Origin of the sequence: Paenibacillus sp. P36 (assembly GCF_045866505.1) — a bacterium.
GTDB lineage: Bacteria > Bacillota > Bacilli > Paenibacillales > NBRC-103111 > Paenibacillus_E > Paenibacillus_E chondroitinus.
Window position 1 is genome coordinate 2987483 of sequence record NZ_AP038372.1, and the last position, 15290, is coordinate 3002772.

Genomic DNA, 15290 nt, shown 5'->3' on the forward strand with positions numbered 1-15290 from the left:
GTAAATACGAAACGAGGAGTGTTTTACATGGAGAGAGTACCTGTTACTTTAAAGGCCAGAGGAGGTTCCACAGCGCATAAACTTCCTGCTTTTTGGAAGAAGCTTAGGCAGTCGCATCAGTTACTGGTTTTAGCTTTTCCAGCTTGTATCTTTGTTTTTGTTTTCCACTATATTCCCTTATACGGACTGATTGTCGCTTTTAAAAATTACAATTACAGGGATGGTATCCTCCACAGTCCATGGAGTGGATTTGAAAATTTCAAATTCATCTTTACTTCCAGCAATGCTTGGGACATTACTCGAAATACGCTCCTATACAACATAGCTTTTATTTTTTCCACATTAATCGTTTCGGTTCTTCTTGCACTTCTTTTGAATCAAGTCTCGAAAAAGTTTGTCAAATTCCATCAGACGGCGCTATTTTTCCCTTATTTTATCTCGTTCGTGATCGTGAGCTATGTATGCCTTGCTTTTCTGGATATGAGTCACGGGTTTCTAAACACGATATGGTCCTGGTTCGGTAAGGAACCTGTTCTTTGGTATAACGAGCCGCAATATTGGCCTTATATTTTAGTGCTAGTTAATTTATGGAAAAACGCCGGTTATTACGCCATTATCTATTACACGGCTATTATCTCCATAGACTCTGAGTATTTTGAAGCGGCGGAAATAGATGGTGCAAACATCTGGCAGCAAATATGGTCAATTACTCTCCCGTTACTTAAACCTTTAATGATTTTGCTTGTCCTGCTTCAAGTCAGCCGCATTTTCTTCGGGAACTTCGATCTGTTTTATAACGTTACGATGAACTCTACGCTCCTATATCCAACTACGGATATCATCGATACGTTCGTGTTTAGAGCTCTAAGGGTTAATGGAGATATTGGCATGGCATCGGCTGCCGGTTTCTATCAATCTATTGTTGGTCTTGTCATTATCTTACTTACAAATTACGTCATTCGAAGGGTTAGTAAAGAAAACGCCATGTTCTAAGGAGGTTCTTCTCAATGATAATCAAATCGCGTATTAGTCTCTTCATGATCCACATGGCATTATTATTATCGTCGATTGCCTGCATCATTCCAATTGTGCTTGTCCTCACTGCATCATTCACAAAAGAAAGTACCATCTTAACAGAAGGGTACTCCTTATTTCCAAGTGAAATCTCGTTAGAAGCGTATCAGTTTATTTTTAATAATCCCAAACAAATTATTAATTCTTATATGGTCACGATTTTTGTAACCGTAACCGGTACTCTGCTGAGCATCCTGGTTACAGCTATGGTTGCTTATGTGATATGTAGAAAAGACTTCTTTTTAGCGAATAAAATTTCATTTTTCATCTTTTTTACACTCTTGTTCAGTGGCGGTTTGGTGCCGTGGTACATTCTCGTTTCGCGGATTTTACATCTAAAAGACACCCCGTTAGCTCTTATCTTACCGTATGTTGTAACCCCTTTCTTAGTCTTGTTAATGAAAGGATTTATGTCTACGATTCCATTTGCATTAATCGAATCCGCGAAAATGGATGGCGCAAGCGAATATCGCGTATTTTTCTCCATTATTATTCCTGTTAGTAAATCCGGATTAGCAACAATAGCTTTGTTTTCAGTGCTTATCTATTGGAATGATTATTGGTTAAGCTTATTGTTTATTGACACTGGGAAGTATGTCAGTTTGCAACTTCTGCTTTACCGAATCATGTCTAACATTGATTTTTTAAATAGTGCACTGGCCGTAGCGAATACATCTTCTGTTGTGTTGCCAAGCCAATCGGCTCGTTTCGCGCTGGCGGTCGTTGCGGCAGGTCCCATGTTATTCATTTTTCCATTCTTTCAACGATTTTTTGTTAAAGGAATTACAGTCGGTTCAATTAAAGGCTAAACGCGTAACGTTGGTTTGATACCGTATGGTTTCAAATAATATCAAATTGTATGATTCAGGGGAGGAAAAACACATGAAAGCAAAGAGCATGAAGAAAGTGTTTGGAAGCGTATTCTCGATTGTTTGTGCAGTATCCTTAATTAGCGGATGCAGCAGCGGAAAAACGGGAGGGCCTACACCAGCGGTTTCGCCGGCGGAGAGTGCGAAAAGCGGAGCAGAAGCGTCTAGTCCTGCTAAGCTTGCTCCTGTGAATTTAACTATCTACAGAGTGGGTACACCGCAGCCAGATGAGAAAGCTGTTATCGATGCCATGAACAAGATTACGAAAGAAAAAATCAATACGACGATCACAATGAACACCATTGATTGGGGTAACTTCGATGACAAAATGAAAGTGATTATTTCGGCAGGCGAGGATTGGGATTTAACGTACACCGCTTCATGGACCAATAATTTTTATAACAATGTGGCAAAGGGCGCTTTCCTGCCGTTAGACGATCTTCTGAATAAATATGGTCCGCATATCAAGGAAACCATTCCTGCCCAATTTTTTGACGGGGCGCGTGTGAATGGCAAGCTATATGGGATAACAAGTTATCAGATTATGGCAACGATGAAAGGGTTTTCGATTAAAAAGGATCTAGCCGATAAGTACAAACTGGATAAATCAAAGATTAAAACATTGCGAGACTTGGAACCATTTCTGGAAAATGTGAAGCAAAATGAACCGGGTATTGTGCCTACGACAAGCGGTGCATCGGTTTCCACTGAACTTCTTTCCAGAATGGATACTGGACTTATGTATGACACCGTTACGGGCGATACAGCTAATCCTCTTGTGATTAATGTAAAAAATAATGATTTTAAAATTAAGAACTTGTATGAACTTCCGGAAACGATGGAACTGGCCAAAATGAATCGTGAATGGTACAACAAAGGATACATTCGCAAAGATGCAGCTACGATTAAAGATTATAAAGCGGAACAAAAAACAGGGAAATATGGGATGTTTGCAGCAGGAGCTGTGAAGCCTGGCAATGAAGGCGATACAAAAGGATGGGCAGGATACGATGTAACCGATGTTCAGTTAAGTCCGTCTTACGTTTCAAATACGAGTTTAATTTCGTCTTTGGCAGCAATTAACCAAAACTCCAAAAATCCCGAACGTGCGATGATGTTTCTGGATCTATTATTTGCCGATAAAGAATTATATCAATTATTGTGTGTAGGCATTGACGGCAAACATTACAAAAAAGTGGACGACAAAACCATTGAATCGTTGGCAAACGGCGGATATAATCCGGGAACGGATTGGGAATTCGGCAGTCAGTTTAATATGTTCCTTCGTCCAGGACAGCCAAAAGACGTGTGGGAGCAAACGAATAAAGTAAACAAAGAAGCGATTGTTTCCCCATTGATTGGCTTTGTTTTGAATCGAGATCCCATTAAAACCGAGATGGCTCAAATCGATGCAATTATCAAACAGTACAATGGCGTAACGAACTCGCTGCTAAATTTTGGTACTGCTGAACCAGAAAAAGTTATCGCTGAAATTAACGATAAATTGAAGAAAGCGGGATTGGATAAAGTTACTGCGGAAGCTCAAAAGCAGCTGGATGAATGGCGCAAGGCAAATAAAAAGTAAAAATCAAATGACCGCTCATAGCTTATTCCAGCTATTGAGCGGTTACTTTACCATATAGTAGATTATTCTTTTCAATTTATTTGAATTACTATATTATGGATATACAAGAAATATATTGGGGGTAGCGCTCGTGAGCCAGTTAAAACTTCCTCGGTCTATGTTTATACGTATGTTTACTTCCTTTACGTTTGTATTTATCTGTATCTTACTGGCGCTCTCTTATATTTTATATGTTAATTTTCAAAAAATTGGTGTGAACTTCGTTTCTGGCGCAAATACGAATGCGCTTTCACAAATCAGCTATAGTTCAACTTATTTGAACGAAGCTTCAAAAACATTCGCGATATCTTTATTGACCAATTATCGAGTACAGTCGGTTATGTACAATGCGAATAATGACTACAAAGATATCCAAGATGCATTGTTAGATGTGTCCAAATTGAAGGACGCGAATCAATTCGTTCATTCCGTCTATGTGTTTAATGGTACGAGCAATCAATTTTATTCAACTTGGCTTCAATCCAGCAATACCAGGGATTCTTTTTTTGATCAAGGCTTAGTTTCTATCATTGATGAGAAGAAACAGGTAACACGAGGAAAGTTTTACCCTATATTAAGGAAAATCCCTGTCTTTATTTCGGCTGATGGGAAGGATATTGACAGTAATCAGAAGATGAGTGTTTTGACTTATATTTTCTATGAGTATGAGGATACAGCGAATCGCGTAAAGGGCGCTATTATTGTCAACGTGAAAGTAGACTATTTGAAAAACTTAATTCAATCTCTTTCCTCTAGTGGAAATAATCAAGGAAGTACATGGATACTAGATGAGAAGGGACAACCGATTCTTGGAAACATGGATCAATTATCGGTAGAGGAGAAATCGGCTGTTCTCGAACCAATTCAAGAAAACGGGAGTAATGCCTATTTTACAACAACGATTCAAGGAAAGAAAAATTTGATCACCTATGTGACATCCGAGGCTTTGAATTGGAAATTTATTCATATCGTCCCTTATTCCATTATTTTTCATGATATGGAGCGACTTGGCTGGATTACGTTTGCTTTTTGTTTAGGGATATTAATTCCTGGGATATTTATCGTATTCTATGTATCCAAAAGATTGTATTCTCCTATTCGCGGTCTGGTCGGTAAAGTTTCAGCGTTGCCTCGTTTACCATCTTCGTCAGTCGAAAACAAGGATGATATTGGCTATTTAAGCGATGTCATTTCGATGGCCATTCAACAGAACGAAGTATCTATTGACGATAAGAAAACAGCCTTTTTCACTAGGAAATTAGAGTTCTTGCGAAGGTTAGTCAGCCAATCCTTGGATGATGACCCTACGGATCTGCAATCACGTCTCGATCATTATCAAATAGGCTTGTTGGCTGATAAACGCCATTTTGCCGTTATTTTCATGATTGACCGTTATGAGCAATTTATAAGAACTTACAGCGCGGCAGATCAACAACTCTTTCGTTATGCGATCGGGAATGCCGCGGAAGAAATAGCATCGCGTTCCACGAATAATTGTGCGGTTGATTTGGGGGACGAAGTCGTCTTCATTCTGGAAGCATGTGACGAATCCTATGAGAAACAGCTTCGCGATATTAGTCTCATCATTGCAGAGCTACAAAACTGGATTCAAAGCAATCTAAAACTTTCTATGACAGGCGTAATCGGGTATTCGGTCAAACAACTTCAGGATATATCCATTTCTTATCAAGAAGCGGTTCAGTTTAGCAAGTACAGGTTTATTTTCGGACAAGGATCGATCATCTCGTCGGATGAGTTAAAACATATGAAAACGGATGACTTCCGACCGCCGCTACAACTGGAAAAAACATTTGACGAGCTTCTTGTTTATGGAAAATATGAGGAAGCAATTCAAGCCTATGAACAGATTGTCGCCTATTTAAATCATTATTCCTATGATATTGTTATTAGTTACTTATATTATTTGGCATTTAATATCTATAAGCGGATCAAAGAAATTGAATTGAATGGATCGACCACGTTCAATATTCAATATAGTACGTTCGTACGTATGATTAGTAAAATGGAAACCATTGGAGAAATCAACGCCGAGTTCCATGTGCTTATTCGTCAAATTGCTGAAAGCATGGTGGATTCCAAGGTAAACCGAAATCAGCAAATCGTGAGTAAAGTTATTGGCATCATAGAAGCCAACTATATGGATAAATCGTTATGTCAGGATAGCATTGCTTTATTATTAAACCTGTCCAAATATCACTTGGGTAAAATATTTCGCAATGTTCATGGCAAAGCAATCGCTGAATGGTTGATGGATTATCGATTAAGTATTGCTGCAGAACTCATTACCAAACCCAATACTAACGTGGCTGAGATCTTGGATTTAATTGGTTGGGAGAATCAAAATTATTTCTATAAAATGTTTAAGACGAAGTATGGGGTCACGACGTCTGAATACAAATTGCGGAATACGACTAGTGAAAGCAAGATGTATGATAATGGATTTCCATCATGAATAAGAGTAAGCCGCCTATATTAACAAATTGGCGGTTTTTTTGCTTAAATAGGAAGAATTTACTGAGTGTTTTATAGAAATCACTTCTTTTTGATGTTTACTTGAAAAAATAGATGCAATATGTTGGGGCAAGGAGGTGAATGTAAGGGCTTACAAAAACGTTTGAATGACTGCTGGTTGTACGAAATAACCGACGGTACGGGCGATAAAGGTCGGTAGTGTTAATTTGCAGCGAATGCAGATCTAATGAAAAGGAGATGTTTTGATGAAGAAATTAATGAAGCTTGCGGCAGTATCGGCTACAACTGTTATAATCTGCGGCTTACTTGCGCCATTCAATGCTCATGCAGCAACGACGTATCAGCCCACATGGGAATCTGTTGATCAGCATATGGCTGCCCCAGAATGGTTTCAAGATGCTAAGTTTGGCATTTACTATCATTGGGGCGTGTTCAGCGTTCCCGCTTATGGAAATGAATGGTACCCTCGTAACATGTACGTACAAAATGGTAAAGAATACAACCACCATGTTAGTGTGTATGGATCTCCTGCTTCGTGGCCGTATCACAATTTTATAAATGGTGCACAGGATAAGAATGGGAATTGGGTTAAGTTCGCTCCCAAGTTGAAATCAGCTGGAGGTCAATTTGATCCTAACGAATGGGCGCAATTGTTCGTTGACGCGGGGGCAAAATTTGCCGGTCCTGTTGCTGAACATCACGATGGTTATTCGATGTGGGACAGCTCTGTCAACGAATGGAATTCGGTGGACAAGGGACCCGGGCTGGATCTCCTTGGAACTTTTGCAACCGCGATCCGCAACAAGAATTTGAAGTTGTTGACAGCATTGCATCATGCTTATAACAGTAACGGTTACTATCAATACGCTCCTGCACAATCCGACCCCAGTTTGATGAAATTATACGGTCAACTGCCGAAAACGCAGGAGGATCAACTATGGTACGATAAATTGAAAGAAGTTATCGATACGTATCAGCCTGATATTCTTTGGCAGGATTTTGCTTTAACGAAGATTGATGAAGCGCAGCGGCTCAAGTTCCTGTCGTACTACTATAACAAAGCGATTGATTGGGGCAAAGAGGTTGTCGCAACCTATAAAACGAGCGGCGGATTCAACTTGAATGGTGAAGTTGTCGACTATGAAAGAGGAGGGCCGGCAGAGTTAACTTCTAATTACTGGTTAACGGATGACAGCGTCGGCGGTTGGAGCTATACGCCTGGTATGAGCTACTATTCAGCCCCTGCGTTGCTTCATTCCCTCATCGATCGTGTAAGCAAAAATGGCAACTTGCTGCTTAATATTGCGCCCATGGCAGATGGAACCATTCCACAGGAGCAGAAAAATATTTTGCTTGGGATGGGGGATTGGTTAAAACGCTATGGCGAAAGCATCTACTCGATGCGTGCTTGGACGAAATATGGCGAAGGTCCAACACAGCTTGGCGGCGCGATTCATTCAAGTCCTATTGTTGGTACGGAAACGGACATTCGTTTCACTCGCAACAAAAACAACAACACGTTATATGCCATCGTTCTGGGGTGGCCGGGGAATGGCGCCAATTTGAACATAAGCACACTTAATTCAAATCAGATCAATTTGAATACGCTTTCAAATGTGCAATTGCTAGGAGAGACTGCCGGCACCTATATTAATTTGCCAAACAGAGTCCAAAATCAGGAAGGTTTGAAAATTACAATGCCGGCAAGCAAACCATTCACTGCAAGCGCTTATGTGGTAAAACTAACGTTCACAGGGAATATCCCCGATTTGCATCAAGTGTCGGGTCCAACTTTTTATAAACATGTGCAATATGAAGGAAATCGAATTCCTCTCTCTTTGGGCAATTACACAAAATCAACTTTGCAAGCAGCTGGAATTGCAGATAATAGTATTTCCTCCATCCAAGTGCCGTCAGGTTACAAGGTAACTGCCTACGCAGAAGACAATTACAGCGGAACTTCGTGGACCTTTACAAGCAACAATAACAATCTCATCGATACTTACAATAACGATTTAATTACCTCACTCAAGATAGCTCTGGATTCCAATACGTACTTCAAGCTTGCAAATCGCACGACAGATTTGGTGCTCGATGGAGGAGGGAATGTGTCTTCAGGTTCGAATGTGAAGGAAAGTGTGTGGAACAGCAGTAATGATGCTCAATGGAAGTTCGTCGATCTCGGTACGGGATATTATCAGATTCTTAACCGGACCAATGGTCTGACACTGGACGGTGCAGCACCAGGCACGAATACGAAAGAAACAACGTGGACAGCCAGCGAGAGTCAACAGTGGCAATTGGCGGATCTGGGAGACGGATTTTATAAAATTACGAATCGTGCCAATGGTTTGGTCTTAACAAGCAGCGGTAACTTTAAGGGGGAATTTACCCCTCCTGTGTATGTAAACAGGATTTCAACTTGGAATGGGAGTACACTTCAGCAGTGGAAGATTGTGAAAGTCAACTAACTAGGAGGAGATGTTATGAAGAAAGTAAAAGCAGGTTTCATAAGCTTGATGGTTAGTTCTCTTCTTGTAATAAGCTTGATTTCAGTTGGAGCATCAAATCAAGCTTATGCTAATGTAGGAAGTACGGCACTGCTTGTCCAGAAAACAGGCAATTGGGATGATTTGAAAATCAATTGGATAACGCCGGCCAGCGGGACAGATTTTAGCGGAGCACCTGTCGGAAATGGTTTCTTCGGCGCCAAAGTTTCGGGAGGTGTTGCGACTGAGATTCTTCAACTTAATGACAAAACGTTTCATTCTGGCGAACCCTTTAACAATTATAATCCAAGCCGCAAAACAGCTTTAAATAGTACAAGAAGCCTGCTGGCAGAAGCGGATACAGCAACAACAGTAACGTATCGCGAACAAAAGTTAAAACAAGCTGAAACGGCTGCCAATGGGATGTGGGGATATGCGTATATGGCTAACTTTCTGCCCATCGGCAATATTGTCTTGGATGTTCCCAATACGACGGGATTTACGAATTACAATCGAGAACTTCATTTGGATAAAGCTGCTGTGACTACCACGTATAAAGTGGGTAACACGACTTATAAGCGCGAAGTATTTGCGAGTTATCCGGATCGTGTGATGGTTGTCCGTATGACCAATGACAGCGGACTGCCGATGAGTATGACGGCCAAGATGACATTGCCGAATGAGATGAGTGGACATGGAACCGTCTCTTCATCTGGCAACGAGATCCAAATGACAGGAACAGCTCCTTATGCTTACGCTCAGTACCCAACCACCCTGTGGGCGGACGGGAGAGGCATGACGTTCGATGCTCGTCTTCGCGCCAGAACGACGGGAGGAACCATAACAGCAACCGGAGGCAATTTGAACATTTCAGGCGCTTCGGTCATTGAACTCCTGTATGCCGATGCGACAAGCTACAAGGATCCGTTTACGAATCCGAATCCAAGCCAAGGCGGCAACAATCCTACTCCAATCGTAACGGGGATTATGAATGCGGCGTTTGCCAAAACCTATGACCAGCTCCTGAGTGCCCACCAGACTGATTATCGGAGCTTGTTCCGCAGGTTATGGACGGAAGTGAACGGGAACATAGGTGATGCCAGAGCCAATGTGCTCTCCTATCAATATGCTCGTTACGTTTCCATTTGCACTTCCAGAGCGAATACATTTGACCGACCGCATAATCAGCAGGGAATGTGGAATTACATGTGGAGTCCTCGCTCGAATGGAGCGCATTACTTTAATGAAAATGTAGAGAAGATGTATGCATTGATTGAGACAGGGAATCTTGCTGAGAACGGCGATCCGCTGTGGAAGTATATTAAAAATTTAGCTATCAACGGAGCAAAAACCGCGCAATCCGATTTTGGCTTTGATGGGTGGGTGGTGCCGCATGCATCCGATGTGTGGGCAAAAACAGCGCTTGGCGCAAATGATAATGAGTGGGCGATTTACCCAACGGGTGGCATGTGGCTCATGTTTAATGTATACGATCATTATCGGTTCACACAGGACAAAACATTTCTTCGAGACACGGCGTTTCCTCTCATGAAAGGTTCAGCGGAGTTTGCTTTGGATTTACTTGTTGCTAATAAGGATGGTTATCTCGTGACATCGCCTTCTACGTCACCAGAAACGAAGTATGTCTTGTCCGATGGCACAAAAATTGCCGTGAGCCAAGGTTCGACGATTGATATGACAGTCATACGAGAACTGTTTGAAAATGTTCTTGAAGCGGGGAGTATATTGGAAACAGATTCTCCTGCGGATGTTGATTTGCTGAATCGTATTCGAACGGCTTTGCCGAAGCTGCTTCCTTATCAAATTGGAACTGGCGGTCAAATTAAAGAGTGGAATAATGATTACGCGAACGTAGATCCAAGTCATCGCCATGCTTCCCATCTTATCGGTGTCGGTTTCCTGGATCAGATCACGAAGAGAGGCACGCCTGATTTATTTCAAGCAGCTAAAGTATCGCTAAACATGCGCGGTTCAGGCGGATACCACCCGGATAGCGGGTACATGTGGGCAAGACTAAATGATGGGAATAAAGCCGCCTCCCTGGCAACCATTTATCCTACGGATCCTTCGGTAAACGAATGGCAAATAAAAAACTCATATTATCCAGAATTGTTTGTACAAAGTCATACCGGGGAAATTGAACTTCTCCCTTCGCTGCCTACAGCCTGGACGAGTGGCGAAATAACGGGTGTGAAAGCGAGAGGCGGGTATGAACTCAGCATCAAATGGGCGAACGGGCAGCTCGTATCTGCTCAAATTGATTCCCCAAGCGGCACGATACCTGTGATCCGATACGGTAATCAACTTCTGAATCCGTTTACGGATTCGAGGATTACATTTGTTCGTGGAGCTACACAATCTGCATTCAATCAAATTGAAGCAGAGAACTACGATAGCCAATCAGGTGTTCAGCTTGAGAGCGCCTCTGACAAAGGCACGGGTTATAATCTCACATCGATTGACAATAATGACTATACCGTCTACAACAATGTTGATTTTGGAAGCGGCGCAGCTTCATTTTCCGCCAGAGTTGCGAGCAATGGACCTGGAGGTACCATTGAAATTCGCTTAGGGAGTGTGACGGGGACGCTGGTAGGCACTTGTACGGTACCGTCTACTGGAGGAGGACAAATTTGGCAAACGGTAGGCTGCGGAGTAACAGGCGCCACGGGCGTGCAGAGCGTATATCTCGTTTACAAGGGAACTGGCGGCTCTCTCTTCCATCTGAACTGGTTCCAATTTAGCCAGTCTGCTTTGGTAGGAGGCGTCTATAAACTTATCAATGTCGGGAGCGGCAATCTTGCCATGGACGTGAAGGGGAATGCGACGGCAAATGGGACGGCAGTCATTGTGTCACCAGATAACGGCGCTGCAAGCGAGCAATGGAATATTAGCGACAATGGCGACGGCACATTCAGACTCCTTGGCGTCCCAAGCGGCAAAGCGCTGGATGTTTCCGCAGCCACAACGACGGACAACTCGAAGACGATTATATGGCCCTATGGGGGTTCACCGAATGAAAGGTGGAAATTCAACGCTAATGCGGATGGTACCTATACCATTGTTGGAGTTCAAAGCAACAAACCGTTGGATACGCTTCTAACCGGCACGGAATATTCGGTGGTTATTAAGACGGCGAATGGAATGGCGAGTCAGAAGTGGAGACTGGTTAAATTGCAATGATCATATTGGTTAAAAGGTGCCCCTTGGGACACCTTTTTTAAATTTTAAATTTATGGATTCTCCCTGAATCTTAAAAATGCTTAAATGAAAAGAATTTGCTGATCGTTTTATAGAAATCACTCTTTTTTAATGTATACGTGACCTATCAAGGCAGAGTAATTTAGGGCAAGGAGGTGAATGAAAGGGCTTACATTGTAAAATGGATAAGTCAGGTTATTATATCAAGTAGCGGGAGGTACAATCATGAAAAAAGCAGGTTTAGTAGGCTTGCTAGTCAGTTCTCTGCTTGTAACAAGCTTAGTTTCAGTGGGGGCATCTAATCAAGCTTATGCAAATGTAGGAAGTACAACACTGCCTGTTCAGAAAACAGGCAATTGGGATGATTTGAAAATCAATTGGACAACACCGGCAAGCGGGACGGATTTTAAGGGAGCACCTGTAGGGAATGGCTACTTTGGCGCGAAAGTTTCTGGAGGCGTTGCTACCGAAATTCTTCAATTAAATGACAAAACGTTTCATGCTGGCGAACCCTTCAACGATTATAATCCAAATCGCAAAATAGCTCTAAATAATGCAAGAAGCCTGTTGGCAGAAGCGGATACAGCTACGACAGTAACCTATCGTGAAGAAAAATTAAAATTAGCTGAGACTGCAGCCAAAGGGATGTGGGGAGCGCTGACAATGTCCAAATTCCTGCCGATTGGCAACATTGTCCTCGATGTTCCAAACACAGCAGGATACACGGACTATAATCGAGAGCTTCACTTGGATAAGTCGATGGTAACAACAAAGTATAAAGTGGGGAACACGACGTATACGCGTGAAGTATTTTCCAGCAACCCGGATCGGGTTATGGTTGTCCGAATGACGAATGATGGGAATCAGCCGATGAGCATGACGGCCAAGATGACGCTGCCCCCGCAAATGAACACACACGGAACGGTCTCTTCATCAGGCAATGAGATTCAGATGACAGGAACAGCTCCTTACGATGAGAACGGAAACACATGGGCAAACGGGAGAGGCATGACGTTTGACGCCCGACTTCGCGCCAGAACAACGGGAGGAACGATTACAGCATCTGGGGGTAATTTGAACATTTCGGGCGCTACGGTTATTGAACTTCTGTATGCTGACGCGACAAGTTACAAGGATCCATTCACCAATCCGAATCCAAGCCAAGGCGGCATTAATCCTACTCCAATCGTAACGGAGATTATGAACACGGCTTTTGCCAAAACGTATACACAGCTCCTGAATGCTCATCAGACCGATTATCGCAGTTTGTTTCGCAGGTTATGGACAGAAGTAAATGGGAATACAGGTGTTGCCAAAGACAATGTGATCTCCTATCAGTATGCCCGTTACGTTTCCATATGCACGTCCAGAGCCAATACATTCGATCGTCCCCACAATCAACAGGGAATGTGGAATTATTCGTGGAATCCTTCCTCAAAAGGAGCGCACTTCTTTAATGAAAACGTAGAAAAAATGTATACATTGATTGAGACAGGGAATCTTGCTGAAAATGGCGACCCACTCTGGAAGTATATTAAAAATTTGGCTGTAAACGGGGCGAAAACCGCACAATCCGATTTCGGCTTTGACGGATGGATGGTGCCGCACTCTTCAGATGTTTGGGCAATTACAAGTATTCAAGGGGGGGATAATGAGTGGGCGATCTGGCCCACAGGCGGCATGTGGCTCATGTTTAATGTCTATGATCATTATCGGTTTACACAGGACAAATCCTTTCTTCAGGATACGGCGTTTCCTCTTATGAAAGGGTCTGCAGAATTTGCTTTGGATTATCTCGTTACCAACAAGGAAGGCTATCTGGTGACGTCGCCCTCCACTTCGCCTGAGACGAAGTATGTCCTGTCCGATGGAAAACCCATTGCAGTCAGTCAAGGTTCAACGATCGATATGACGTTAATTCGAGAGTTGTTTGAAAATGTGCTGGAAGCTGGGCAAATACTGGAAGCAGATTCTCCTGCGGATGTTGATTTGTTGAATCGCATTCGAACGGCTTTGCCGAAGCTGCTTCCTTATCAAATTGGAAATAACGGAGAAATAAAAGAATGGAATAATGACTATTCAATTGTAGATCCGAGTCATCGTCATGCATCTCATCTCATCGGGGTTGGTTTCCTGGATCAAATTACGAAAAGGGTTACACCTGATTTATTTCAAGCTGCTAAAGTTTCGCTAACTATGCGTGGTTCAGGAGGATTTCATCCGGATAGTTCGTTTATGTGGGCGCGACTTAATGATGGGAATAAAGCGGTCTCCAATGCAGACGTTTATCCGATTGATAATTCGATAAACGAATGGCAAATAAAAAACTCGTATTATCCAGAATTGTTTGTGCAAAGTCATACCGGAGAAATTGAACTTCTCCCTTCGCTGCCTTCCGCCTGGACGAGTGGAGAAATCACCGGTGTGAAAGCTAGAGGTGGGTATGAGCTGAGCATAAAATGGGCGAACGGGCAGCTTGTATCCGCTCAAATCGATTCCCCGACGGGTACGGTACCTGTAATTCGGTACGGCAATCAACTTCTGAATCCGTTTACTGATTCGCGGATTACCTTCGTGCGCGGAAGTAGTCAATCTGCGTTCAACCAAATTGAAGCAGAGAACTATGACAGTCAATCTGGCGTCCAACTGGAGAGCGCCTCAGATAAAGGCACAGGTTATGATCTCACATCGGTTGACAATAACGACTACACCGTCTACAACAATGTTGATTTTGGAAGCGGTGCGGCGTCAATTTCCGCAAGGGTTGCGAGCAACGGACCTGGAGGGACCATTGAGATCCGCTTAGGTAGTGTGGCGGGTACGCTGGCAGGCACTTGTACGGTTCCGTCTACTGGAGGTGGACAAATTTGGCAAACGGTTAGTTGCGGAATAACGGGTGCCACGGGAGTGAAGAACGTATACCTCGTTTACAAAGGAACTGGCGGCTCGCTCTTTCATTTGAACTGGTTCCAATTTAGCCAGTCTGCTATGGTTGGAGGGGTGTATAAACTCATTAATGTGGGCAGCGGGAACCTTGCCATGGAAGCGAAAGGCAATGCAACGGCGGATGGTACGCCAGTCATTGTGTCGCCCGATAGCGGTATTTCAAGCGAGCAGTGGAATATTAGCGACAATGGCGATGGAACGTTCAGATTGCTAGGCGTCCCAAGCGGCAAAGCACTGGATGTATCCGGAGCCAACACGGTTGATAATTCGTATACCATTATATGGCCCTATAACGGATCACCCAACAAAAGGTGGAAATTCAACGCTAATGCGGATGGGACCTATACCATTGTAGGTGTTCAAAGCAACAAACCGTTGGACACACTTCTAAGCGGTGCGGAATATAAGGTAGTTATTAAGACGGCGAACGGTACGGCAAGTCAGAAGTGGAGACTGGTCAAGTTGCAATAATCATATTGATTTGGTTAAAAGGGGGCCTCTTGTGGCTCCCTTTTGTCATTAATGCTTATTTGTAAAGATTTTGATGATAGTTTTATAGAAATCACCTTTTTT

General features: G+C 42.9%; 7 protein-coding genes. All 7 read left to right on the forward strand.

The annotated features are described in order from the left end of the window. The first annotated feature begins 27 nt into the window (after window positions 1–27). The gene (locus ACKTT9_RS13210; protein WP_407871949.1) at window positions 28–993 is read left to right on the forward strand and encodes an ABC transporter permease; all 966 of its coding nucleotides are present in this window, start codon (window positions 28–30) and stop codon (window positions 991–993) included. A 14-nt stretch (window positions 994–1007) separates the two neighbouring features. Further along, window positions 1008–1883 carry a carbohydrate ABC transporter permease gene (locus ACKTT9_RS13215; protein ID WP_407871950.1) on the forward strand — a complete coding sequence of 292 codons (876 nt, stop codon included), beginning with the start codon at window positions 1008–1010 and terminating at the stop codon, window positions 1881–1883. 73 nt (window positions 1884–1956) lie between these two features. Beyond that, window positions 1957–3528: an ABC transporter substrate-binding protein gene (locus tag ACKTT9_RS13220; RefSeq protein ID WP_407871951.1), complete on the forward strand. Its 1572-nt coding sequence runs from the start codon at window positions 1957–1959 to the stop codon at window positions 3526–3528. A gap of 130 nt (window positions 3529–3658) precedes the next feature. Beyond that, window positions 3659–6040: a helix-turn-helix domain-containing protein gene (locus tag ACKTT9_RS13225; protein WP_407871952.1), complete on the forward strand. Its 2382-nt coding sequence runs from the start codon at window positions 3659–3661 to the stop codon at window positions 6038–6040. Window positions 6041–6305: 265 nt separating this feature from the next. After that, complete coding sequence (locus ACKTT9_RS13230; protein ID WP_407871953.1) at window positions 6306–8531, forward strand: alpha-L-fucosidase; 2226 nt, start codon at window positions 6306–6308, stop codon at window positions 8529–8531. 15 nt (window positions 8532–8546) lie between these two features. Next, entirely contained in the window at window positions 8547–11753 is a 3207-nt protein-coding gene (locus ACKTT9_RS13235; RefSeq protein ID WP_407871954.1) for a glycosyl hydrolase family 95 catalytic domain-containing protein, read from the forward strand. A gap of 243 nt (window positions 11754–11996) precedes the next feature. Continuing rightward, window positions 11997–15188, forward strand: a complete 3192-nt coding sequence (locus ACKTT9_RS13240; RefSeq protein ID WP_407871955.1) for a glycosyl hydrolase family 95 catalytic domain-containing protein — start codon at window positions 11997–11999, stop codon at window positions 15186–15188. Window positions 15189–15290: the final 102 nt, after the last annotated feature.

Coding starts and splice junctions, on each gene's coding strand:
- ACKTT9_RS13210 (WP_407871949.1), top strand. CDS start 28: ATGGAGAGAGTACCTGTTACTTTAAAGGCCAGAGGAGGTTCCACAGCG.
- ACKTT9_RS13215 (WP_407871950.1), top strand. CDS start 1,008: ATGATAATCAAATCGCGTATTAGTCTCTTCATGATCCACATGGCATTA.
- ACKTT9_RS13220 (WP_407871951.1), top strand. CDS start 1,957: ATGAAAGCAAAGAGCATGAAGAAAGTGTTTGGAAGCGTATTCTCGATT.
- ACKTT9_RS13230 (WP_407871953.1), top strand. CDS start 6,306: ATGAAGAAATTAATGAAGCTTGCGGCAGTATCGGCTACAACTGTTATA.
- ACKTT9_RS13235 (WP_407871954.1), top strand. CDS start 8,547: ATGAAGAAAGTAAAAGCAGGTTTCATAAGCTTGATGGTTAGTTCTCTT.
- ACKTT9_RS13240 (WP_407871955.1), top strand. CDS start 11,997: ATGAAAAAAGCAGGTTTAGTAGGCTTGCTAGTCAGTTCTCTGCTTGTA.